Origin of the sequence: Pseudomonas cyclaminis, from assembly GCF_015163715.1 — a bacterium.
GTDB classification, from domain to species: Bacteria; Pseudomonadota; Gammaproteobacteria; order Pseudomonadales; family Pseudomonadaceae; genus Aquipseudomonas; species Aquipseudomonas cyclaminis.
Map to the genome: position 1 here is coordinate 1 of NZ_JADDUM010000072.1, position 21,711 is coordinate 21,711.

A 21,711-nucleotide genomic window follows, 5' to 3' on the forward strand; every position below is an offset into this window, starting at 1 on the left:
ACTCGGTGTGCGTGTGGGTGGCGGGATCGCTGCCGGTGCGGCGGCGGGTGCCGGGGTGGATCTGCTGGTCGGTGGGCTGACGCTGGGCGCCGCCGCCCTGGCCGGCGCCATCGCCGGGGGCGCGCTGCAAACCGCGCGCAGCTATGGCAGTCGCCTGCTGGGCAAGATCAAGGGCCAACGCGAGTTGACCGTCGACGACAGCGTGCTGCGCCTGCTGGCCCTGCGTCAACGCCAGTTACTCAAGGCTCTGGACCTGCGCGGCCATGCGGCGATACACAGCATCAAGGTCGACACGCCCCAGGACAAAACCTGGCGCGAAGGCAAATTGCCGGACGCGCTGCACAAAGCCCGGGCCCACCCGCAATGGTCGTCGCTCAACCCCCACGCCAGGCTGAGCCAGGCCGAGCGCCAGGAGCAGGTCGAAGCCTTGGCTCAACGGTTGGACGAATCCTGATCAACCAGTAGCTGCAAGGCCTTGGCTTTGAGCACCTCAAGGTCCAGCAGCGATACATGCATGTCCTTGGCCTGCTCGTCCCAGTGGCGCATGCGCACACTGACTGCGCACAACGGGTCTTGCTCAAAGGCCTGGGCTTCCTCGGCTGTCATCACGCCACCCTGGTAGGCCAGGGTTCGACGGCTGGCTTCGCTCAGACACGCGTAATAATCCGGCTGGCTGAAGGTCAGGTAACGCTTGGCCTGTACGTGGTACTCCACCAACTTGGCCATGCGCTCGCTGAAGCCCGCCCGCCGCAAATAATCCGCCCCCAGCCGTTCATGGCTGACCACGCCATAACCGCCCATGCCCTCGCCAGCCTGACCGTAGAGATGGCCGCAGAGATGGCCGATGTCGTGGAAGAACGCCGCCAGCACCACTTCATCATCGAAGCCCTCGGCCATCGCCCGTTGCGCGGCCTGGGACATGTGTTCGATCTGCGACACGGGCTCGCCGATGTAATCCGCCGCGCCGTGCCGCTCATACAAGCCGAAGACCTCGGCAATCACCTGTTCCCGGTTCATCACGCTGGCCCCCATAACGTGCGGATATTGCGCTCGGCCATTGCCGGCCCCACGCTCATGCCCACGCCGGTGTGCATCAACGCTGCGCTCACGCCTGGCGCCGCCCGCACGAACGAAAACGGTCCGGGGCCACGCGCGCCATAGACGCCCTGCCAACGCTCCACCACCTGGATCCTGCAACCGAGGGTCTGCTCGGCCAATTCGATCATCCAGTCATCCACCTGTTCGGCGTTGAACGGTGATGCATCGCTGCCATAGTCGTGGGAATCACCGATGATCAGTTCGCCATGAGGCGTCGGGCTGATCAGCAGGTGAATGCCGTGCTCATGCAGGTAGGGGGCTTCGCGCAGGATCTGCGCCTGTACGGGCGCGGCTTCGGGCAAGTCGGCGAAAGCGCCGTAATGCACGCAGCTCAAACCGGTGAGCAAGGCGTGTTGCAGGTTCAGATTCACCGCCGGCCGCGCACGGAGCATTTGCAGGCGGCAGATGCTCGGGTTGAGTTCGGCGATCGATTCGGCGAGCAGGGTTTGGTAATCGTGGCCGGAGCAGACGATGATCTGCTCGCCGCGAAAGCTCCCCGCTGTGCTGTGCAGTTGGCCTGGCTCTACATCGCGCACCAGGGTTGAAAAGTGAAACTCCACCTTCAATTCCTGAGCCAGGTAGTTGATCAGCGCCGCAATCGCCTCGCGGGAATACAGTTGTTGATCGTCCTTGCCATGCAGCGCGGCGCGGTGATGGCGGAATTGGCCGCCGTACAGGTCCTTCATGGCCGCGCCTTGCAGCAACTCAACGTTGTAGCCGTGCTCTTGGGCGCGACCGGCGCAGAAGGCTTCCAACAAATGTTCTTCGGCTTCGGTGCGGGCGAACAGGTACGAGCCATTGCGCTTGAGCTGCAGGCCGGCGACGTGTGCCCAGTGGCCCCAGATCTCGCGGCTTTCCCGCGCCAGGTCGAGCATCGGGCCCGGTGGTTGGCCGGTGACCAGCGCCTGGCCGAAGTTACGCACCGAGGCGCCCAATGGCGTGGCGCTGCGCTCGAACACCTTGACCTTGAGGCCGCGCTTGGCGGCCGCGTAGGCGTGGGACAGGCCGAGGATGCCGGCGCCGATGATCAGTAGTTGTGTCATGAAGTGATGTCCTGTTTTCAAGGCCTCATCGGGGGCAAGCCCCTCCCACATTTGGAATGCGTACCACCTGTGGGAGGGGGCTCGCCCCGATGAGGCCATCAGCCCAAACGGAGCAATTACTGACCCGCCACCTTCTCCGACTTGCCGTCATAGCGCTTGCGCCATTCCGTCAGGATGCTGTCGCGATTCTTCGATGCCCACACAAAGTCATTCTTGATCAGACGCTGCTCATAGTCCGCCGGCAATTCAGTCTGCGGCTTGGCGATACCCGGCTGGGCGAGCACGGCGAAGTTGTCCTTGTACAACTCCATCGCCGCAGGGCTGGCGGAGAAATCGGCCAGTTTTTTCGCCGCATCGGCGTGGGCGCTGCCCTTGATCACGGCCGTGGCTTCGATGTCCCAACCCAGGCCTTCTTTGGGCAGGATGATGTCCAGCGGCGCGCCCTGGCGCTTGAGCTGCACCGCCGGGTACTCAAACGAAATCCCAATCGGAAATTCCCCCGACGCCGCCAGCTTGCACGGCTTGGAACCGGAGTGAACGTACTGGCCGATGTTCTGGTGCAGGTCGTCCATGTACTGCCAGCCTTGCTTCTCGCCAAAGGTCTGCAGCCACGCGCTTACGTCCAGGAAGCCGGTGCCGGAAGAAGCCGGGTTGGGCATGACGATCTTGCCCTTGTACTCGGGCTTGGTCAGGTCTTGCCAGCTCACCGGTTTGCTCAGGCCCTGTTTCTCGGCTTCGACGGTGTTGAAGCAGATGGTCGCGGCCCACACGTCCATGCCGACCCAGGCCGGTGGGTTGGCGGGGTCGCGGTAGTTTTTGCCGATCTTGTCCAGGTCCTTCGGTGCGTAATTGTCGAGCATGCCTTGCTGGTCGAGGATCGCCAGGCTGGAGGCCGCCAGGCCCCACACCACGTCGGCTTGCGGGCGGTCTTTCTCGGCCAGCAGCTTGGCGGTGATGATGCCGGTGGAGTCGCGGACCCACTTGATCTCAACGTCAGGGTTGGCTTGCTCGAAGGCCTTTTTATAGGTCTTCAACTGCTCGGCTTCGAGGGCCGTGTACACGGTCAGCTCGGTCTTGGCGAAGGCATTCAGGCTGAATGCAGTGAGTACGGCAGCGACCAGCGCCAGGGGCTTGAACATGGAACACCTCCTTCAGGGATTATTGGCCGGGCGCGGTCTGGCGCCAGGCTTGGGAGCGGCGCAACGCGCCACGTGAGGCCCACGCCAGCAGCAGCGAGACGCTGGCCGAGGTGAACAGGATCAGGGTTGACATAGCCGCCGCGCCGCCCACATTGCCGGCGTCGTCCATGTTCAGCACGGCGACAGCGGCGAGAATAGTGTCGGGGCTGTAGAGGAAGATCGCGGCGGACACGGTGGTCATCGCCGACACAAACAGGTAGCGCACGATGTCCAGCAGCGCCGGCAGGCAGATCGGCACCGTGACACGCAGGTAATGGAGGTACAGCGGCGCCTTGAGCGACAGCGCGGCGGCTTCAAACTCGGCGTCCAACTGGCGCAGTGCGGTGGTGGCGGTCATCTGTGCAGTGGTCAAATAGTGCGCAATGGTGCACACCACCAGCAGGGTCATGGAGCCGTAGAACACGTGCAGCGGGTTGCCATTGAGGTTGAAGAAAAACACGTAGCCCAGGCCCAGCACCAAGCCCGGCACGGCCATCGGCACAAAGCTGAGCATGCGCAGCGCCAGGTTCAAGCCCTTCTGGCCTTTGGTTTTTTCCATCAGGTAGGCGCCGGTGAAGATCAGCACACTGCCGATCAATGCCGTGCACAGGGCCATGGTCAGGCTGTTGCGATAGGCCAGCCAGCCGCCACCGGCCGTGTCTTCAAACTGATAGTGATTGAGCGACAGCGACAGGTTGTACGGCCAGAATTTCACCAGCGACGAATACACCGCCATGCCGAACACCAGCAGCAACACGGCGCAGATCAGCAGGACGATGGCCAGGTAGCAACCATCCCTTACCCGCGATGGCGCCGGGCGGAACACCTGGGCGCGACCGCTCATGGAATCGCCATGACGCCGGCGCAACCAGGCATCCACGCCAAAGCTGAACAGCGCCGGCAGCAACAGCACCATACCGATCAACGCGCCGCGACCAAATTGTTGCTGGCCGACCACCGCTTTGTAGGCTTCCAGCGCCAGCACCTGGTAATCACCGCCGACCACCACGGGCACGCCGAAGTCGGTGATGGTCAGGGTGAACACCAGGCAGAACGCGGCGAACACCGCCTGGCGCGTGGCTGGCCAGGTGATGCTGCGAAAAGCCCGGGCCGGGCTGGCGCCCATGCTGGACGCCGCGTCGAACAGCCGCGCATCGGCCAAGGAGAGCGCCGACAGCAGAATCATCAGCGCATGGGGGAAGGTGTAGATCACCTCCCCCAGAACAATCCCCCAGAAACCATAGATATTCTCCGAGAGCAGCCCGCGCAACATGCCCTGGTTGCCGAACAGGTACACCAACGCAATCCCCGGCAGCATCGAAGGCGCCATCAGCGGCAGCAGCGACAGGCCACGCCAGATCGCCTTGCCCGGAATCAACGTGCGTTGCAGGGCGTAGGCAAACAGGTAGGCCAGCGGTACGACAATGGCCGCAACGCTGAGGGAGACTTCAGGCTATTGCCCAGCAGCCAGTGGAAGTTGGCGCTGCTGAGCAATTCCCGCGCAGCAACCAGCCCCCCGCCCTGCCCGGCTTCGCTGCTGAAGCCACGCCAGAAGATCGCCAGCAATGGCATCAACACCGCAACGCCGAGTAAAAGCAGCCATAGCAGTTTGCCGCCGAGCACGAAGAAGCGGTCGCCGATTTCGGCATGGGATATCTGACGCGGCAGGGTCATAACAGCGGCCATCTCAGGCAAACACCTGCAGGCTGCGTGGCGGCAAGGCCACCCAGATATCCTGCGCACCCAGGCGCGGCATGGCTTCCGGGGCCAGTTCGGCCAGCAGCGGATGGCCAGGCAGTTGCTCCAGTTCAAAGCTCATGCGGCAGCGGTTACCGAGGAAGGTGATCTCGCGGACCTTGGCCGGGAACAGGTTTTCCTCGTGCACTGGCGGATTGACGCTGATGGCTTCCGGGCGACAGAACAGGCGACCGGACTTGGCCACGCCGGCATCGTCGGCCAGGCGCATGTTCATCCCGCCGACCTGGGCATGGCTCACGCTGTTACGGCTGAAAGGCAGCCAATTGCCCTGGCCGACAAACTCCGCCACGAACGGCGTGGCCGGGCGGTCGTAAATCTCCTGGGGCGTGGCGTATTGCTCGACCTTGCCGTTGTTCATCACGGCAATGCGGTCGGCCATCAACATGGCTTCGTCCTGGTTGTGGGTGACCATCAACGTGGTGATGCCCAGGCGTCGTTGCAGTTGGCGCAACTCGGTGCACAGGTGCTCGCGTACGCGGGCGTCGAGGGCCGACATGGGTTCGTCCAACAGCAACAATGAAGGCGCCGGCGCCAAGGCACGGGCCAGGGCAACACGCTGCTGCTGGCCGCCGGAGAGCTGGCCGGGATATTTCTTTTCGCTGCCCACCAGACCGACCAGTTCGAGCATCTGCCCAACACGCTGGCGCACTTCATCGCGACCACTACCGGTGAGGCCGTAGCCGATGTTCGCTTCGATGGTCAGATTGGGAAACAGCGCGTAGGACTGGAACAGAATGCCGTAGTCCCGCGCCTGGGGCGGCAGCAGGGAAACGTCACGATCACCCAGGTAAAGTTCGCCACTGTCCTGGCGCTCCAGGCCGGCAATGCAGCGCAGCAAGGTGGTCTTGCCGCAGCCGGACGGCCCCAGCAGGCACACCAGCTCACCCGCGGCGACGTCCAGGGACACGTGGTCCAACGCGGTAAAGGCGCCGAAGCGTTTCTGGATACCGCGCACCTTCATGGGCGCGCCGGGTTGGGTCAGGGCTGTGTGCATGGTGGCACCTCATCGAACGGATGAAGGCCATGCTAGGCGGGCAATGCGTCGCTCGTGTGGCAGGAAGGCAAAACGTGGCGATAGTTGTATTGGTGGATTTGTGTTGCCTGGTCTACCGCAATCGGGGGCAAGCCCCCTCCCACAGGTGACCGCATTTCCATGTTGGAACTCGGTCAAATGGGGAGGGGGCTTGCCCGATTGGCCCTCAAGACCACCGCAACACTTCAGATGGGAGACATCTCTTGAGCCAGGCCGAGGAAGGCCGCCGGCAGCCGCGCGCCTTTGCGCTCCTTGAGGCAGTACAAGTACTCCGGGATCTGCGGCGCATTCTCGATGGTCAGTACCCGCAGTTGTGGGTCATGGGGCACTTCCTGGCGGGCGATGATGCTGATGCCGATATTGCGCAGCACCGCTTCGCGAATCGACTCGCGGCTGCCGATCTCCAACAGTGGGCCGTAACTTACGCCGGCGCCTTGGAGCATTTCTTCCGTCAACCTGCGTGTAGTGGAGCCCGCTTCTCGCATCAACAAGGTGTGCCCAGCCAGGGCGGTCAGTGGCACATGATCAAGCTTGGCCAAGGGATGATTGCGATGTACCGCCAGCACCAGGGGGTCGGTGCCGAGCACGCGGCGGATCAAGCGCGGGTCTTCCAGCAACTGCGAAGAGGCGGCGACATCGACGCGGTATTCGTCCAGCGCTTCGAGCACCTGCTGGGAGTTGCCGATTTCCACGCAGACGTCCACTTGCGGCAAGCGTTCGCGAAAGGCTTTGACCAGATCAAGGATGTAATACGGCGCCGTCGCGGCAATGCGCAACGCACCCTGCACCTGGCCGCTGTTGCGCAGGAAAAACTCGATGTCCGCTTCCTGTTGCAACAGCGCCTTGACCATCGGCAGCAACCGCGCGCCATCGTCGCTGACCGTGAGGCGGCGACCTCCGCGATAGAACAGCTCAACGCTGTACTGGCTTTCCAGATTGCGGATCTGGGTGGTGACCGTGGGCTGGCTCAGGCCGAGTTTTTTCGCCGCCTGGGTAATGCTGCCCAGGCGGGCGACCATAAAAAATGCCTTCAGCTCAGCACTCAGCACACCGCCCTCTCATCGTTTATTTGCGCAGCAGGCGCAGGCCATTGAACACCACCAGCAAGGCAACGCCCATGTCGGCGAAGACCGCCATCCACATGGTGGCCATGCCCAGGAACGTGACCACCAGGAAGATCGCCTTGATCACCAGCGCCAGGGCGATGTTCTGCTTGAGGATACTCGACGTTTGCCGCGACAAACGAATGAATGCCGGGATCTTGCGCAAATCATCGTCCATCAGCGCCACATCGGCGGTCTCGATGGCGGTGTCGGTGCCGGCAGCGGCCATGGCGAAACCGATCTCGGCGCGGGCCAGGGCCGGGGCGTCGTTGATACCGTCGCCGACCATGCCCACGCGGTGACCCTGGCCATAAAGGGCTTCGATAGCCTGCAATTTATCGGTGGGCAGCAGGTCGCCCTGGGCCTGGTCGATGCCGACCTGGGCCGCAATCGCCTGGGCGGTGTGGGTGTTGTCGCCGGTGAGCATCAGGGTCTTGATGCCCAACTCGTGCAGTTGCTGGATGGCTTCGCGGCTGCTGTCCTTGACGGTGTCGGCCACGGCAAACAGCGCCAGGGGGCCGGATTTGTCGAGCAGCAACACCACGGACTTGCCTTGCTTCTCCAGGGCGAAGAGTTTTTCTTCCAGCTCGGGCGAACACAGGCCGAGGTCTTCCACCAGGCGGTGTTGCCCAAGTGGTAGGTCTCACCGTTGATGTCGCCGCGCACACCACGACCGGCCAGGGCGGCGAAGTTATCCACAGCATGCATCGGCAGGTTTTTATCCACAGCCGCATTGGCGATTGCCAGGGACACCGGGTGGTCGGAACGGCCGGCCAGACTGGCGGCCAAGGCCGGTGCACTGTCCGCAACATTGGGGAACAACGCCAGGTAATCGGTTTGCACCGGTTTGCCGTGGGTAATGGTGCCGGTCTTGTCCAGCGCCAGGTAATCGAGCTTGTAACCGCCCTCCAGATACACGCCGCCCTTGATCAGAATGCCTTTGCGCGCCGCCGCCGCCAGGCCGCTGACGATGGTCACCGGCGTGGAGATCACCAATGCGCAGGGGCAGGCAACCACCAGCAGCACCAGGGCGCGGTAGATCCAGTCGAACCACAGGCCGGCCATGAACAGTGGCGGAATAATCGCCACGCCCAAGGCAAACAGGAAGACGGCCGGGGTGTAGATTTTCGAAAAACTATCAACGAAACGCTGGGTCGGCGCCCGTGAACCTTGCGCCTGCTCGACCGCGTGGATGATTCGCGCCAGCGTGGAATTATTGGCCGCTGCCGTGACGGTGTATTCCAGGGAGCCCGCTTGGTTGATGGTGCCGGCGAAGACTTTATCGCCCACGGTTTTTTCAATCGGCAGGCTTTCCCCAGTGATCGGTGCCTGGTCGATGGTGGATTGGCCGGCGGTGACTTCACCGTCCAGGCCAATGCGCTCGCCGGGTTTAACCCGCACGATGGCGCCCAGTTCGATGCTTTTGACCTCCTGTTCAACCCAGCGTCCATCCGCCTGCTGCACCGTGGCCTGTTCCGGGGCCATCTGCATCAAGCCGCTGATGGCATTGCGCGCACGGTCCAGGGACTTGGCTTCAATCAACTCGGCCACGGTGAACAGGAACATCACCATGGCGGCTTCCGGCCACTGGCCGATCAGGATCGCGCCGGTCACGGCGATGCTCATCAAGGCGTTGATGTTCAGGTTGAGGTTTTTCAGGGCGATCCAGCCCTTTTTATAGGTGGTGAGGCCACCGCTGAGGATCGACACCAGCGCCACGATGGCAATCACCCAGGTGGGAGCCGCATTGGTGAAGTGCAGCACTTCGGCGCCCAACGCACCGACGCCGGACAAGGCCAGCGGCCACCAATGCTTCTTGGCGGGCGGTTCGGCGGCGGGGGTGCCTTCTACAATCGGATCGGCCTGCATGCCCAGGGACTTGATGGCATCGATGATCGGCGCGGTGCTCGGCAAGTCATGGGTGACGCCGAGGATGCGGTTGATCAGGTTGAATTCCAGTTGCTGCACACCGGCGAGCTTGCCCAGTTTGTTCTGGATCAGCGTTTGTTCGGTGGGGCAGTCCATGGCTTCGATGCGGAAGGTGCTCAGGCGCGCACCGGCGGTGGGCGCTTCACTCAACGTGACCACGGCAGGTGCTACCTTGCCTGCACAGCAGGAGCCACCGTGGTTGTGCACTGGCGTCAGTTTCTGGGGACCATGGTCATGATCATGGTCATGTTTGTGCGGGGTGTGGATGGAGTCGCTCATTCTGTCGCGTCCGTAGAGGTGCCTGTTGCCAAGTAAAGACCCTGTAGCCACTATAGGGTCAAGCACCCATTTGGAGATTGCTGCGATGAAGATCGGCGAATTGGCCAAACTGACCGACTGTCAGGTGGAAACCATCCGTTATTACGAGAAAGAAGGCCTTCTTCCACCCCCGGCGCGCACCGACGCCAACTACCGGGTGTACACCCAGGCGCACACCGAGCGGCTGATCTTTATCCGCAATTGCCGCAGCCTCGACATGACCCTCGAAGAAATTCGCAGCCTGCTGGGTTTACGGGACAGTCCTCAGGACCAGTGTGAAAGTGTGAATGCGTTGATCGACGAGCATATTCACCATGTGAAAGCCCGGATCGATGGGTTGTTGGCGTTGCAGGTGCAGTTGCTGGACTTGCGCCAGCGCTGCGGCGGCGGGCCGGAGTGTGGGATTTTGCAGCGGCTGGAGGTCAGCGGGAGTGTGGCGGCCAGCGAGGCTGAGCACTCACATGTGGGCAGAAGCCACGGCCATTAACTCAAGCAAACACAGTTCAAATGTGGGAGGGGGCTTGCCCCGATGACAGAGTTTCAGCCACCCAATATTTAGCTGACCCACCGCTATCGGGGGCAAGCCCCCTCCCACACAAAGCCCACATCTGAAGACGAAGGTAGGCTTTAGATGGCCACATCAGCCTTGATGCTTGGGTCGGCGTCGTAACCCACAATCTCGAAGTCTTCGAACCTGTAGTCGTAGATCGACGCAGGCTTACGCTTGATCACCAGCTCCGGCAGCTTCTTCGGCGTACGCGCCAGCTGAGTGCGGATCTGTTCCATATGGTTGCTGTAGGCATGGGTATCGCCGGTGGTGACGATGATCTCGTGGGGGATCAAGTCGCACTGTTGGGCCAGCATATGGGTCAGCAACGCAAGCGCAGCAGTGTTGTACGGCAGGCCGAGGAATACGTCGGAGCTGCGGATGTACAACTGCATCGACAGATGGCCGTCATGCACGAATGCCTGGTACAGCAGGTGGCACGGTGGCAGGGCTTGTTTGCCGTTGCGCGCATTTTCCTGGGGGCTCTTGGTTTCGTCGGGCAGGTACTCGACGTTCCAGCCGTGGAACAGGATGCGGCGGCTGTTGGGGTTGGTCTTGAGCGTGTGGACCATGTAGTCGATCTGGTTGATCGTGCCACCGTCCTTGGTTGGCCAGGCGGTCCACTGCTCGCCGTACACCGGCCCCAGGTCGCCGTCTTCGGTGGCCCATTCGTCCCAGATCTTCACGCCGTTTTCGTTGAGCCACTTGATGTTGGTGTTGCCGCTCAACATCCAGATCAGCTCGTTGGCGATGCTTTTGAAGTGAAGCTTCTTGGTGGTCAGCAGCGGGAAGCCGTCGGCCAAGTTATGCCGATACTGACGGGCGAACACAGCCTTGGTGCCGGTGCCGGTGCGATCGCCCTTGGTCAGGCCATTGGTCACGACATCGTTCAGTAGTTCGAGATATTGCTTCATGTAAGTACCTGTATCGTTGAAGCCGGGGCCCGCGCACAGGCCCCGGCATTCGAATTTAAAGCGCGGTGTTCTTCAGCGGCTGCGGGCGATTGTACGCCCACCACAGCAGACCGAGGCCGACGAGGATCATCGGAACACTCAGCACCTGACCCATGGTCAGCCAGCCCCACGCCAGGTAGCCCAGCTGCGCATCCGGCACACGCACGAATTCGACGATGAAACGGAAGATCCCGTAAAACAGCGCGAACATGCCGGAAACGGCCATGGTCGGGCGCGGTTTGCGCGAGAAAATGTACAAAATGAGGAACAGTGCCACGCCTTCCAGCGCGAACTGGTACAGCTGCGACGGGTGACGCGGCAGTTGCGCCGGATCGCTGAACGGCGGGAACACCATGGCCCACGGCACGTCGGTCGGCTTGCCCCACAGCTCGGCGTTGATGAAGTTACCGATGCGCCCGGCGCCCAGGCCGATTGGCACCAGCGGCGCGACGAAGTCCATCAGTTGGAAGAATGACTTGCCATTGCGCCGGCCAAACCACCAGGCGGCAATCATCACCCCGATAAAGCCACCGTGGAACGCCATGCCGCCCTTCCACACTTCGAAAATCAGCGTCGGGTTGGCGAGGTAGGCGGACAGATCGTAGAACAGCACATACCCAAGACGCCCGCCGACGATGACCCCCATCGACAGCCAGAAGACCATATCGGAGAGTTTCTCCTTGGTCCAGGTCGGGTCGAAACGGTTCAGGCGCCGGGAGGCCAGCAGCCAGGCGCCGCCGATGCCGATCAGGTACATCAACCCGTACCAGTGGATTTTCAGCGGACCGATGGCCAGGGCCACCGGGTCGATCTGCGGGTAAGGCAGCATTGCTAGTCCTCGTTAAATCATGCGTTATGGCGACCGGACCATGCCCGGACGCGATTAAGTCGGCATTACAGTAAAAAATTCAAACCCACGCAAAACAGCAGGCCGGCGAACAACCGCTTGAGCAATCGCGGCGACAACCGATGCGCCAGGCGTGCGCCAAAGCGGGCAAACACCATGCTGGTCAGGGCAATGCCCAGCAGCGCCGGTAAATACACGAACCCTAGACTATGCGCGGGCAGCAGCGGGTCATGCCAGCCCAGAATCATGAAACTTAATGCACTGGCCAAGGCAATCGGCAGGCCACAGGCCGAAGACGTGGCCACCGCCTGCTGCATCGGCACGCTGCGCCAGGTCAGGAACGGCACGGTCAGCGAGCCGCCACCAATCCCGAATATCGCCGACGCCCAGCCAATCATCGTACCTGCCAGCGTCAGGCCGACCTTACCGGGCACCGTCCGGCTGGCCTTGGGCTTGACCTCCAGGGCCAGTTGAACCGCGATGATCAGCGCGAACACGCCAATGATCTTCTGCAAATGCGGGCCGGAAATCGCCTCGGCGGTCAGCGCGCCAAAACCTGCGCCGATCAGGATGCCAACGGTCATCCACACAAAGATCGGCCAACGCACCGCGCCACGTCGGTGGTGCTCACGCACGGCGTTGACCGAGGTAAAGATGATCGTCGCCAGGGACGTGCCCACGGCCAGGTGCGTCAGCACCTGCGGGTCGAAGCCCTGCAAGGTGAAGCTGAACACCAGCACCGGCACGATAATGATCCCGCCGCCCACGCCAAACAGCCCGGCGAGCACGCCCGCGCAGGCACCCAGCAGCAAATACAGCAGAAATTCCATGGGAGCCCCCGAATCAAGTCCGGCATGTTAACGGATGGAAGGCATGCGGCCCAACTGGATACGATGGAACACCGCTGCTGGTGTGGGTAGAGTGGCAAAAAACACAAAAGGGAATCGCCTGATGTGCCTGATTGTTTTCGCCTGGCGGCCGGGCCACGCCCAACCGCTGATCGTCGCGGCCAACCGTGACGAGTTCTACGCCCGCCCCAGCCTGCCGCTGGCCCAATGGCCGGATGTGCCCGAAGTCTATGCCGGTCGCGATCAGGAAGCGGGCGGTACCTGGCTTGGAGTGAACACCGATGGGCGATTTGCGGCCCTGACCAATATCCGTGATCCCCACCAGCCGCCGGCACGTAAGTCACGTGGGGAGCTGGTGGCGCGGTTTCTCAGTGGTTCGCTGCCCATTGATCAGTATTTGGCCGACGTTAATGGCCGTTCGATTGAATATGCCGGGTTTAACCTGCTGGTGGGCACGCGGGATGAGCTGTGGCATTACAACGCCAACCAAACCGAGCCCACACGACTGGAGGCTGGCGTGTATGGCTTATCCAACGCCGGGCTGGATACGCCGTGGCCCAAATTGCTCAAGGCCAGGGCAGCGCTGACAGCTGCATTGGAGGACCCGCAGCCAGAGGCGTTGCTGGAGATATTGAACGACCCGCAGACCGCCCCGTTCGCCGAGTTGCCCGATACCGGCGTGGGCCTGGCGACCGAGAGTTTGCTGTCGAGCGTGTTTATCGCCAGCCCCACTTATGGGACGCGGGCGAGTACGGCGTTGATTGTGAATGCCGATGGCACGCGGCGGATGGTGGAGCGCAGTTTTGGGCCGCAGGGTGGGAGGTTGGGTGAAGTGACACTCAATTTCTAGCCACACGGTGAAACCAATGTGGGAGGGGCAAGCCCCCTCCCACATTTTGATCTAAGCCAGGCTTTAGAGGGTTTTGGCAGAGGCCGGGTTGATCATCCGCGTCAGCCCCAGGTTTTTCAGCGCCAGTTGCAGCGAGCTGTGGATAACTTGCGGGTTGTCGATGGTCATCAACTCGGCCAGCAGATCCTTGGCCATGCTCAGCTCAACCTGGCGCAACATCCACTTCACCTTCGGCAAGTTGGTGGCGTTCATCGACAGGCTGTCAAAGCCCATCGCCATCAACAGCACCGCCGCCGCCGGGTCACCGGCCATTTCACCGCAGATGCTCACCGGCTTGCCTTCGGCATGGGCGTCGCGCACCACATGTTGCAGGGCTTGCAGCACCGCCGGGTGCAGGTAGTCGTAGAGGTCGGCCACCCGTGGGTTGTTGCGGTCCACGGCCAGCAGGTATTGGGTCAGGTCGTTGGAGCCCACCGACAGGAAGTCCACCTGCCGCGCCAGCTCTTTGGCCTGGTACACCGCCGCCGGGATTTCGATCATCACGCCAATCGGCGGCATCGGTACGTCGGCGCCCTCGTCGCGCACTTCGCCCCAGGCACGGTGGATCAGGTGCAGCGCCTCTTCCAGCTCATGGGTACCGGAGATCATCGGCAACAGGATGCGCAGGTTGTTCAGGCCTTCGCTGGCCTTGAGCATGGCGCGGGTCTGGACGAGGAAAATTTCGGGGTGGTCGAGCGTGACGCGAATGCCGCGCCAGCCGAGGAACGGGTTGTCCTCTTTAATCGGGAAATACGACAGTGACTTGTCGCCGCCGATGTCCAGGCTGCGCATGGTCACCGGCAACGGGTGGAAGGCTTGCAGTTGCTCGCGATAGATCGCCAGCTGCTCCTTCTCACTCGGGAAACGCTGGTTGATCATGAACGGCACTTCGGTGCGGTACAGCCCCACGCCTTCGGCGCCTCGCTGTTGCGCCCGAGCCACGTCGGCCAGCAGGCCGGTATTCACCAGCAGCGGTACGCGGTGACCATCGGTAGTCACGCACGGCAACTCGCGCAATGAATCCAGGCCCAGGGCCAGTTGTTTCTCTTCTTCCACCACTTCGGCGTATTGCTTGCGCAGCACGTCGCTGGGGTTGGTGAAGACTTCACCGCGATGACCATCGACGATCATGTCGATGCCGTCGACCTTGGAATACGGCAGGTCCACCAGGCCCATCACCGTCGGAATGCCCATGGCCCGAGCCAGGATCGCGACGTGGGAGTTACCCGAACCCAGTACCGAGACCAGGCCCACCAGTTTGCCTTCCGGCACTTCGCCGAGCATGGTGGCGGTCAGTTCTTCACTGATCAGGATGGTGTTGTCGGGGTAGACCAGGTTGGTGGTGCGGTCTTCCTGCAGGTAAGCCAGCAGACGGCGACCGAGGTCGCGCACGTCCGAGGCGCGCTCGCGCAGGTAGGCGTCGTCCATCAATTCGAAACGGTTGACGTGATCGGTGACCACCTGGCGCAGTGCGCCCTGGGCCCATTGGCCGGTCTTGATCACGGTTTTGACTTCGTTGCCGAGGGACGCGTCGTCGAGCATCATCTGGTACACGTCAAACAACGCACGCTCTTCGGGGCGCAGTTGAGTGGCCAGCTTGGTCGACAGGTTACGCATGTCGGCGCGCACGCCTTCCAGGGCGGTCTTGAACAGTTTGATTTCGGCGTCGATGTCGTTGACGGTCTTGTCCGGCACCACATCGAGATCGGCCGGTGGCAGCATGACCACTGCCGTACCGACGGCAGCGCCCGGCGAACCCGGCACGCCAACGAACTTGGCTTCCTGGATACCCTTGCCCTGACGGCCCAGGCCGCGAATCGAGCCCGTGGCCTCAGCATGGGCAATAACACCGGCGAGCTGCGCGCTCATGGTCACGAGGAAGGCTTCTTCACCTTCGTCGAACTGGCGGCGCTCTTTCTGCTGGATGACCAACACGCCGACAACGCGGCGGTGGTGAATGATCGGTGCGCCGAGGAATGACGCGTAGCGCTCTTCGCCGGTCTCGGCAAAGTAGCGATAACGCGGGTGATCAGCCGCGTTTTCAAGGTTCAGGGGTTCTTCACGCGTCCCCACCAGGCCCACCAGACCTTCATTGGGCGCCATGCTGACTTTGCCGATGGAGCGCTTGTTCAAGCCCTCCGTGGCCATCAGCACAAAACGGTTGGTCTCTGGGTCCAGCAGGTAAACCGAGCAGACCTGGCTGCCCATGGCTTCCTTGACGCGCAACACAATAATCCCCAACGCCGCCTTGAGATCCTTGGCGGAGTTAACTTCCTGGACGATCTTGCGCAGCGTATTGAGCATGGCTCGGGGTCGAACTCCGTCGTCAGTCGCGCGCTAAAAGGCGCGGGGCAAGCTCTTTGAGAGCGCGACGATAAACCTCGCGCTTGAATGTCACCACCTGGCCCAGCGGGTACCAATAGCTGACCCAACGCCAGCCATCGAACTCCGGCTTACCGGTCAAATCCATCCGCACCCGCTGCTCGTTGGAGATCAGGCGCAGGAGAAACCATTTCTGCTTCTGGCCGATACACAGCGGTTGGCTGTGAGTACGCACCAGGCGCTGCGGCAGACGATAGCGCAACCAGCCACGGGTACAGGCCAGAATTTGCACATCTTCGCGCTCAAGGCCGACTTCTTCATTCAACTCACGGTACAAGGCGTCTTCAGGGGTTTCGTCGGGGTTGATTCCGCCTTGAGGAAACTGCCAGGCATCTTGGTTGATTCGGCGAGCCCATAGCACCTGTCCGGCATCATTCGTAAGAATAATCCCGACATTAGGACGGAAACCATCGGGGTCGATCACGGCAACAACCTCGCAAACGCATGTCGCCGCATTGTTCCACAAAGGTTGTTCCAGCGGCAACGAGGCTTCTTACCTTATGTGCACTCTTGTGAAAAGACCGTATTCTGGACGCCTTTTTACAGACTTTTCAGCGAGTAACTGCAATGCGCCTGGCTTTATTCGACTTGGACAACACCCTTCTCGGCGGTGACAGCGATCACGCGTGGGGCGATTACCTGTGCGAACGCGGGATTCTTGACCCGGTAGCCTACAAAGCCCGTAACGACGAGTTCTATCAGGATTATCTGGCCGGCAAGCTGGATAACGCTGCCTACCTGAACTTCTGCCTGGAAATCCTCGGCCGTACCGAGATGGCCCAGCTGGATGAGTGGCACAACGACTATATGCGCGACTGCATCGAGCCGATCATGCTGCCACTGGCCGTGGAACTGCTGGCCAAGCACCGCGCCGCTGGCGACAAGCTGGTGATCATCACCGCCACCAACCGCTTCGTCACCGCGCCCATTGCTGCACACCTGGGCGTTGAAACCCTGATCGCGACCGAGTGCGAGATGGAAAACGGCCGCTATACCGGGCGCAGCACTGATGTGCCCTGTTTCCGTGAAGGCAAGGTGACGCGCTTGAATCGTTGGTTGGAAGAGACCGGGTATAGCCTGCAGGACAGCTATTTCTATAGCGATTCGATGAATGACCTGCCGCTGCTGGAGCAGGTCACCCACCCGGTAGCGGTGGATCCGGATCCGAGTTTGCGCGCCGAAGCCGAGAAGCGTGGCTGGCCGGTGATTACGCTGCGTAGCTGATGACGCCATCGGGGCAAAGCCCCCTCCCACCTTTGATTGTGAACGCAGTTAAATGTGGGAGGGGGCTTGCCCCCGATGCAGGCGACTCGGTTTAAACCGGCTTGGCCCCCATCAACCCCGCAATCGCCACAAATCCCACCAAACTGACCACCGCCAGCACCAGGGTGAAATTCAAGCTACCGCCCTCGCCTTTACGCAGCCGGTTAAGCCGCGCCACCAGCCAGAACCACGCCAGCGCCGCCACGGTATAGAGAATGCTGGAACCCAGGATCCAGGTCTGCCCCAGCGGCCAGCCAGTAAGGTGCACCAGCCACCAGCCCGTAAACGGCATGCTCACCATGCAAATGCCCATCAGCAACCACACAAACGCCCATGGTCGCTGCACAGTCACCGCCGGGCCGGCGCTGCGTTTACGCCAGGCCAGCAACGCCAGGCCGAGGCCTCCGAGCAGCAACACCACGGTGGCTGCAATGTGGATAACTTTCAGGGTGGTCAGGGTGGTCAGGGTTTCCATGTTTCGTATTCCTTAGAGGCCGCCCCAATCAGCGTAGTCGCTCAACCGAGGAACAGTTTATAGGCCGGGTTATCGCTTTCATCCCAGTACGGGTAGCCAATGGCTTCGAGGGCCGCCGGCACCAGGTGACGCTCGTTCGCCGGCACTTGCAGGCCGGCGACCACACGGCCATCAGCTGCGCCGTGGTTGCGATAGTGGAACATCGAGATGTTCCAGCGCCCGCCTAATTTGTTAAGAAAGTTGAACAGCGCCCCCGGACGCTCCGGGAATTCGAAACGGAACACCACTTCATTGCTGACGTGGGCCGCATGCCCGCCGACCATATGGCGGATGTGCAGCTTGGCCAGTTCGTTCTCGGTCAGGTCCAGCACCGGGAAGCCCTGCTCGGTGAGGCTGGCGATCAGCGCACTGCGCGGGTCGGTTTCCGGGTGGGTTTGCACGCCAACAAAGATGTGCGCCTCGCTGCCGGAGTGATAGCGGTAGTTGAATTCGGTGATCTGGCGCTTGCCCACGGCTTCGCAGAACGCCTTGAAGCTGCCCGGTTTCTCGGGGATGGTCACGGCAATGATGGCTTCGCGGCCTTCACCCAGTTCGGCCCGCTCGGCCACGTGGCGCAGGCGGTCGAAGTTGACGTTGGCGCCGGAATCGATGGCGACGAAGGTCTGGCCGCTGACACCACGGGTCTCGACGTACTTCTTGATCCCGGCCACGCCCAACGCGCCTGCCGGCTCGGTGATGGAGCGGGTGTCGTCGTAGATGTCCTTGATCGCCGCACAGATTTCATCGGTGCTCACAGTGATCACTTCGTCGACATAGTCTTTGCAGATATCAAAGGTGTGCTGGCCGATCTGTGCCACCGCCACGCCGTCGGCAAAGATCCCGACCGCCGGCAAGACCACGCGCTCACCCGCCGCCATGGCGGCTTGCAGGCAATTGGAGTCATCCGGCTCGACGCCGATGATCTTGATCTCCGGACGCAGGTATTTCACGTACGCCGCGATGCCGGCGATCAGGCCGCCGCCGCCCACCGGGACGAAAATCGCATCCAGCGGGCCTGGATGCTGGCGCAGAATCTCCATCGCCACGGTGCCCTGCCCGGCAATGGTGTGCGGATCATCGTAGGGGTGAATGTAGACGTAGCCTTTTTCGTCAACCAGCTTCAGCGAATACGCCAGCGCCTCTGGGAATGAATCCCCGTGCAGCACCACTTTGCCGCCGCGAGAGCGCACACCTTCGACCTTGATCTCCGGGGTGGTCTTGGGCATCACAATCGTGGCCTTGACCCCCAGCACCTTGGCCGCCAGGGCCAGGCCTTGCGCATGGTTGCCCGCCGAGGCCGTAACCACACCACGCGCACGTTCTTCGGCGCTCAGTTGCGTCAGCTTGTTATAAGCGCCGCGAATCTTGAACGAGAACACCGGCTGCAAGTCTTCACGCTTGAGCCAGACCTTGTTACCCAGGCGCTCGGAGAGCTGGCGGGCGGTCTGCAGCGGGGTTTCTACGGCAACGTCGTAAACGCGCGAGGTGAGGATCTTTTTGACGTACTGTTCAAGCATCGGCGGAAATCACTGGGCGAGTTGGGCAGGGCCGAGGAGTCTAACCCGGCTTTTGGCCATACGACCACACGAATCCCGAGGTTTTGTTGGGTTATACTCGCGCCCCTCTTTACTCCCCGCCCGTTCCGGAGCCCGCATGACCCAGGATCAACTCAAACAGGCAGTGGCCCAGGCCGCCGTCGATTTAATCCTTCCTAAACTCGACGACAAAAGCATCGTCGGTGTCGGCACCGGCTCCACTGCCAACTGCTTTATCGATGCGCTGGCCCAGCACAAGGGCGCGTTCGACGGCGCCGTGGCCAGCTCCGAAGCCACCGCCGCCCGCCTGAAGGGCCATGGCATTCCGGTGTACGAGCTCAACACCGTGAGCGACCTGGAGTTCTACGTCGACGGCGCCGATGAGAGCGACGAGCACCTGAACCTGATCAAGGGCGGCGGCGCAGCCCTGACCCGCGAGAAGATCGTCGCGGCCGTGGCCAAGACTTTCATCTGCATCGCCGACGCCAGCAAGCTGGTGCCGGTCCTCGGCGCGTTCCCGCTGCCGGTGGAAGTGATCCCGATGGCGCGCAGCCACGTAGCCCGCGAGCTGGTGAAACTGGGCGGCGACCCGGTGTACCGCGAAGGCGTGTTGACCGACAACGGCAACATCATCCTCGACGTGTTCAATATGCAGATCACCAACCCGGTGGCGCTGGAAACCCAGATCAATGCGATCGTCGGCGTGGTCACCAATGGCCTGTTTGCAGCGCGTCCGGCGGATGTGCTGCTGCTGGGTACCCCGGAAGGCGTCAAAACCCTCAAGGCCTGAGAACACCACATTAGTTATGCAGTGTTTTCAGGGACTGGGTTTCTTGAACACGTAGAACAGGTTCGGCTCGCTGACCAGGTACAACGTACCTTCGTCATCCATGGCGATCCCTTCGGCCTGGGGCACACGCTTTTTCAGGCCATGGCGCCCGTTGAGCAGAGAAAGACTGCTCAACGGGCGACCGTCGATATCCAGCTCCAACACCAAAAATGACTCATCCGACAGTGCCAGCAGGTGGCCGCTGCGCTCGTCGTATTGCAGGCTCGACAGGTCACGCACAAACAATCCGGCGTCGCGCTTGGGGTTGTTGATCACGTGCACCGAGTAGGTTTTTTCCGGTTTGAAATGGGGAAACCCGTGGACCTCGTAGATCAGCATCGGGTCGCGCTCCTTGGCCACGAACAGGCGCTTGCCCACCGAGTCATAGGCCAAGCCCTCAAAACCCTTGTTGCCACCCACGTGCAGGCCCAGGGTCATCTGCTCCGCATCGGCAGCGTCGAGGAACTGGGTATCGTCGTCCACATGCACCTTGATCAAGCGCTGCTGGCGCTCGTCGGTGATGACATAGATGTTGTCGCTGATGAATTCCACGGCTTCGGCATCGCCGAACCCCACCAGAGGGATGCGCCGCAGGATCTTGCCGTCCAGCGACAACTCGATCAGTTCGGCGTTTTGATTGGTCACGGTAAACAGGCTTTTGCGTACCGGGTCGTAGGTGAGGGCCGAGACATCGTCATCCAGGCCCTCGATAACCTGTGCTTCCAGGGTCACCCGGTAATCGGCCAGGCCAATGGAACGCTCGTCGGCAGGCTGGCGCCACGCCTGCCAGTTGAACCAGGCTCGCTCGAATAGACGGAAGTGCTGCCCAGCGACCCCGACGCAGATCAGGGCGATCAGCACCAGGAGAAACAGAATGGGTTTGGGGCGGGCAAGTCGGCGCATTGGGCGGGCTCAAAATCAAAAGTGGCGAATGAATATCACGCCTGTCTGAATTTAAACTTAAACGCGCCCGGATGTCTGGCGAATGCCGCAGATAGAGAAATATCCGACGTAACTGGCCGTCTATTTCTGCCTTTCGAAACGATAGAACAGGTTCGGCTCACTGACCATGTACAGAGTGCCCTGCTCATCCATGGTCACCCCTTCCGCCCGGGGAATGGTTTTGTTGAGACCATTGAAACCGCCCAGCAAGGTCATGAAGCTGACTTGCTCGCCCTTCTCGTCCAGTTCCAGCAACAAGTGGGAGTCCGCCGACAGCACCAGGAGGTGGCCGGTGCGCGGATCAACCGCCAGGGCCGAGAGGTTGCGCATGTCCAGTTCTTTGCTGGCGAGTTTCTGTTTATCGCCGACCAGCGTCTGGCCACCGTCGCTCTTCCAGATGAACAACGCCGGCGGGCGCTCCTCGCCCAACACAAGCTGCTGGTTGCGCTTGTCCCAGGTGATCGCCTCAAAGGCTTTGTTCTGGTCTTTGGAGGGGCCCAGGTCATAACTCTGGAAATCAGCTTTGTTCAGTTGCTGGGTGGAGGCATCGACCTTGACGATGGTCAGGCTGTGGTCGCGCTCATCGACCACCGCCAACAGGCCATTTTCCATGACCGTAACACCTTCCGGATTGCTCCAGCCGTTAAGCGGCATCTTGCGCAGGACATCACCTTGCAGGCTCAACTCAACGAGAAACGTTTT

General features: G+C 61.6%; 19 protein-coding genes and 2 pseudogenes. 5 read left to right on the top strand and 16 right to left on the bottom strand.

What is annotated here, in order from left to right:
- On the top strand, positions 1-454 hold a 454-nt coding region (locus IQK56_RS11025), incomplete at its 5' end, for a DUF3482 domain-containing protein (protein ID WP_193901697.1).
- Here the strand turns inward: IQK56_RS11025 and IQK56_RS11030 are convergent.
- The 7 genes and pseudogenes from IQK56_RS11030 to IQK56_RS11060 form a co-directional block, all read right to left on the bottom strand.
- Entirely contained in the window at positions 433-1,017 is a 585-nt protein-coding gene (locus IQK56_RS11030) for a phosphonate degradation HD-domain oxygenase (protein WP_122307974.1), read from the bottom strand. The genes IQK56_RS11025 and IQK56_RS11030 overlap by 22 nt on opposite strands.
- Complete coding sequence (locus tag IQK56_RS11035; RefSeq protein WP_150674426.1) at positions 1,017-2,141, bottom strand: TIGR03364 family FAD-dependent oxidoreductase; 1,125 nt, start codon at positions 2,139-2,141, stop codon at positions 1,017-1,019. Before IQK56_RS11035 ends, IQK56_RS11030 begins: the two co-directional genes overlap by 1 nt.
- 116 nt (positions 2,142-2,257) lie before the next feature.
- A complete protein-coding gene (locus IQK56_RS11040; protein ID WP_122307972.1) occupies positions 2,258-3,280 on the bottom strand; it encodes a putative 2-aminoethylphosphonate ABC transporter substrate-binding protein in 1,023 nt (340 codons plus the stop codon).
- Between the two features lie 19 nt (positions 3,281-3,299).
- Positions 3,300-5,005 (bottom strand): annotated as a pseudogene (locus IQK56_RS11045) (putative 2-aminoethylphosphonate ABC transporter permease subunit).
- 1 nt (position 5,006) lies between these two features.
- On the bottom strand, positions 5,007-6,071 hold the full coding sequence (locus IQK56_RS11050; RefSeq protein ID WP_122307970.1) for a putative 2-aminoethylphosphonate ABC transporter ATP-binding protein: 1,065 nt from the start codon (positions 6,069-6,071) through the stop codon (positions 5,007-5,009).
- Between the two features lie 224 nt (positions 6,072-6,295).
- Positions 6,296-7,159 (bottom strand): LysR substrate-binding domain-containing protein, encoded by an 864-nt coding sequence (locus IQK56_RS11055; RefSeq protein ID WP_193901698.1) that lies wholly within the window; start codon positions 7,157-7,159, stop codon positions 6,296-6,298.
- 16 nt (positions 7,160-7,175) lie between these two features.
- Positions 7,176-9,421, bottom strand: a pseudogene (locus tag IQK56_RS11060) (heavy metal translocating P-type ATPase).
- An 85-nt stretch (positions 9,422-9,506) separates the two neighbouring features.
- Here IQK56_RS11060 and cadR point away from each other — a divergent pair.
- Positions 9,507-9,947, top strand: coding sequence for a Cd(II)/Pb(II)-responsive transcriptional regulator (cadR, locus tag IQK56_RS11065; protein ID WP_099585884.1), 441 nt, complete (start codon positions 9,507-9,509; stop codon positions 9,945-9,947).
- Between the two features lie 140 nt (positions 9,948-10,087).
- On the opposite strand, the gene IQK56_RS11070 is transcribed toward cadR, so the two are convergent.
- From IQK56_RS11070 to IQK56_RS11080, 3 genes are all read right to left on the bottom strand, one after another.
- On the bottom strand, positions 10,088-10,921 hold the full coding sequence (locus IQK56_RS11070; RefSeq protein ID WP_193901699.1) for a thymidylate synthase: 834 nt from the start codon (positions 10,919-10,921) through the stop codon (positions 10,088-10,090).
- A 55-nt stretch (positions 10,922-10,976) separates the two neighbouring features.
- Entirely contained in the window at positions 10,977-11,789 is an 813-nt protein-coding gene (lgt, locus tag IQK56_RS11075) for a prolipoprotein diacylglyceryl transferase (protein ID WP_193861975.1), read from the bottom strand.
- A gap of 65 nt (positions 11,790-11,854) precedes the next feature.
- A complete protein-coding gene (locus tag IQK56_RS11080) occupies positions 11,855-12,637 on the bottom strand; it encodes a sulfite exporter TauE/SafE family protein (protein ID WP_193861976.1) in 783 nt (260 codons plus the stop codon).
- Positions 12,638-12,758: 121 nt separating this feature from the next.
- Here IQK56_RS11080 and IQK56_RS11085 point away from each other — a divergent pair, with 121 nt between their 5' ends.
- Positions 12,759-13,505, top strand: a complete 747-nt coding sequence (locus IQK56_RS11085; RefSeq protein ID WP_150674431.1) for an NRDE family protein — start codon at positions 12,759-12,761, stop codon at positions 13,503-13,505.
- A 63-nt stretch (positions 13,506-13,568) separates the two neighbouring features.
- Here IQK56_RS11085 and ptsP read toward each other — a convergent pair whose 3' ends face one another.
- Together ptsP and IQK56_RS11095 are read right to left on the bottom strand one after the other, a co-directional pair.
- A complete protein-coding gene (gene ptsP, locus IQK56_RS11090; protein ID WP_032884201.1) occupies positions 13,569-15,848 on the bottom strand; it encodes a phosphoenolpyruvate--protein phosphotransferase in 2,280 nt (759 codons plus the stop codon).
- Positions 15,849-15,870: 22 nt separating this feature from the next.
- On the bottom strand, positions 15,871-16,350 hold the full coding sequence (locus IQK56_RS11095) for an RNA pyrophosphohydrolase (RefSeq protein ID WP_003176750.1): 480 nt from the start codon (positions 16,348-16,350) through the stop codon (positions 15,871-15,873).
- 143 nt (positions 16,351-16,493) lie between these two features.
- Between IQK56_RS11095 and IQK56_RS11100 the strand changes: the two genes are divergently transcribed.
- A complete protein-coding gene (locus IQK56_RS11100) occupies positions 16,494-17,150 on the top strand; it encodes a histidinol-phosphatase (RefSeq protein ID WP_193861977.1) in 657 nt (218 codons plus the stop codon).
- Positions 17,151-17,241: 91 nt separating this feature from the next.
- Here the strand turns inward: IQK56_RS11100 and IQK56_RS11105 are convergent, their stop codons facing one another.
- Together IQK56_RS11105 and ilvA are read right to left on the bottom strand one after the other, a co-directional pair.
- Entirely contained in the window at positions 17,242-17,655 is a 414-nt protein-coding gene (locus IQK56_RS11105) for a DUF2269 family protein (protein WP_193861986.1), read from the bottom strand.
- A gap of 50 nt (positions 17,656-17,705) precedes the next feature.
- Positions 17,706-19,220, bottom strand: coding sequence for a threonine ammonia-lyase, biosynthetic (gene ilvA, locus IQK56_RS11110; protein WP_122307963.1), 1,515 nt, complete (start codon positions 19,218-19,220; stop codon positions 17,706-17,708).
- Positions 19,221-19,356: 136 nt separating this feature from the next.
- On the opposite strand from ilvA, the gene rpiA reads away from it, so the two are divergent.
- A complete protein-coding gene (gene rpiA / locus IQK56_RS11115) occupies positions 19,357-20,028 on the top strand; it encodes a ribose-5-phosphate isomerase RpiA (protein ID WP_150674434.1) in 672 nt (223 codons plus the stop codon).
- A 27-nt stretch (positions 20,029-20,055) separates the two neighbouring features.
- Here rpiA and IQK56_RS11120 read toward each other — a convergent pair whose 3' ends face one another.
- Both IQK56_RS11120 and IQK56_RS11125 read right to left on the bottom strand, forming a co-directional pair.
- Positions 20,056-20,970, bottom strand: a complete 915-nt coding sequence (locus tag IQK56_RS11120) for an SdiA-regulated domain-containing protein (RefSeq protein WP_193861978.1) — start codon at positions 20,968-20,970, stop codon at positions 20,056-20,058.
- A gap of 120 nt (positions 20,971-21,090) precedes the next feature.
- A partial coding sequence (locus tag IQK56_RS11125; RefSeq protein WP_193901700.1) for an SdiA-regulated domain-containing protein occupies positions 21,091-21,711 on the bottom strand: 621 nt, incomplete at its 5' end.

Bases quoted from the DNA above. Each gene is read 5' to 3' on its own strand.
- IQK56_RS11030 (WP_122307974.1), bottom strand. From the start codon at position 1,017: ATGAACCGGGAACAGGTGATTGCCGAGGTCTTCGGCTTGTATGAGCGG.
- IQK56_RS11035 (WP_150674426.1), bottom strand. From the start codon at position 2,141: ATGACACAACTACTGATCATCGGCGCCGGCATCCTCGGCCTGTCCCAC.
- IQK56_RS11040 (WP_122307972.1), bottom strand. From the start codon at position 3,280: ATGTTCAAGCCCCTGGCGCTGGTCGCTGCCGTACTCACTGCATTCAGC.
- IQK56_RS11050 (WP_122307970.1), bottom strand. From the start codon at position 6,071: ATGCACACAGCCCTGACCCAACCCGGCGCGCCCATGAAGGTGCGCGGT.
- cadR (WP_099585884.1), top strand. From the start codon at position 9,507: ATGAAGATCGGCGAATTGGCCAAACTGACCGACTGTCAGGTGGAAACC.
- IQK56_RS11070 (WP_193901699.1), bottom strand. From the start codon at position 10,921: ATGAAGCAATATCTCGAACTACTGAACGATGTCGTGACCAATGGCCTG.
- lgt (WP_193861975.1), bottom strand. From the start codon at position 11,789: ATGCTGCCTTACCCGCAGATCGACCCGGTGGCCCTGGCCATCGGTCCG.
- IQK56_RS11080 (WP_193861976.1), bottom strand. From the start codon at position 12,637: ATGGAATTTCTGCTGTATTTGCTGCTGGGTGCCTGCGCGGGCGTGCTC.
- IQK56_RS11085 (WP_150674431.1), top strand. From the start codon at position 12,759: ATGTGCCTGATTGTTTTCGCCTGGCGGCCGGGCCACGCCCAACCGCTG.
- ptsP (WP_032884201.1), bottom strand. From the start codon at position 15,848: ATGCTCAATACGCTGCGCAAGATCGTCCAGGAAGTTAACTCCGCCAAG.
- IQK56_RS11100 (WP_193861977.1), top strand. From the start codon at position 16,494: ATGCGCCTGGCTTTATTCGACTTGGACAACACCCTTCTCGGCGGTGAC.
- ilvA (WP_122307963.1), bottom strand. From the start codon at position 19,220: ATGCTTGAACAGTACGTCAAAAAGATCCTCACCTCGCGCGTTTACGAC.
- rpiA (WP_150674434.1), top strand. From the start codon at position 19,357: ATGACCCAGGATCAACTCAAACAGGCAGTGGCCCAGGCCGCCGTCGAT.
- IQK56_RS11120 (WP_193861978.1), bottom strand. From the start codon at position 20,970: ATGCGCCGACTTGCCCGCCCCAAACCCATTCTGTTTCTCCTGGTGCTG.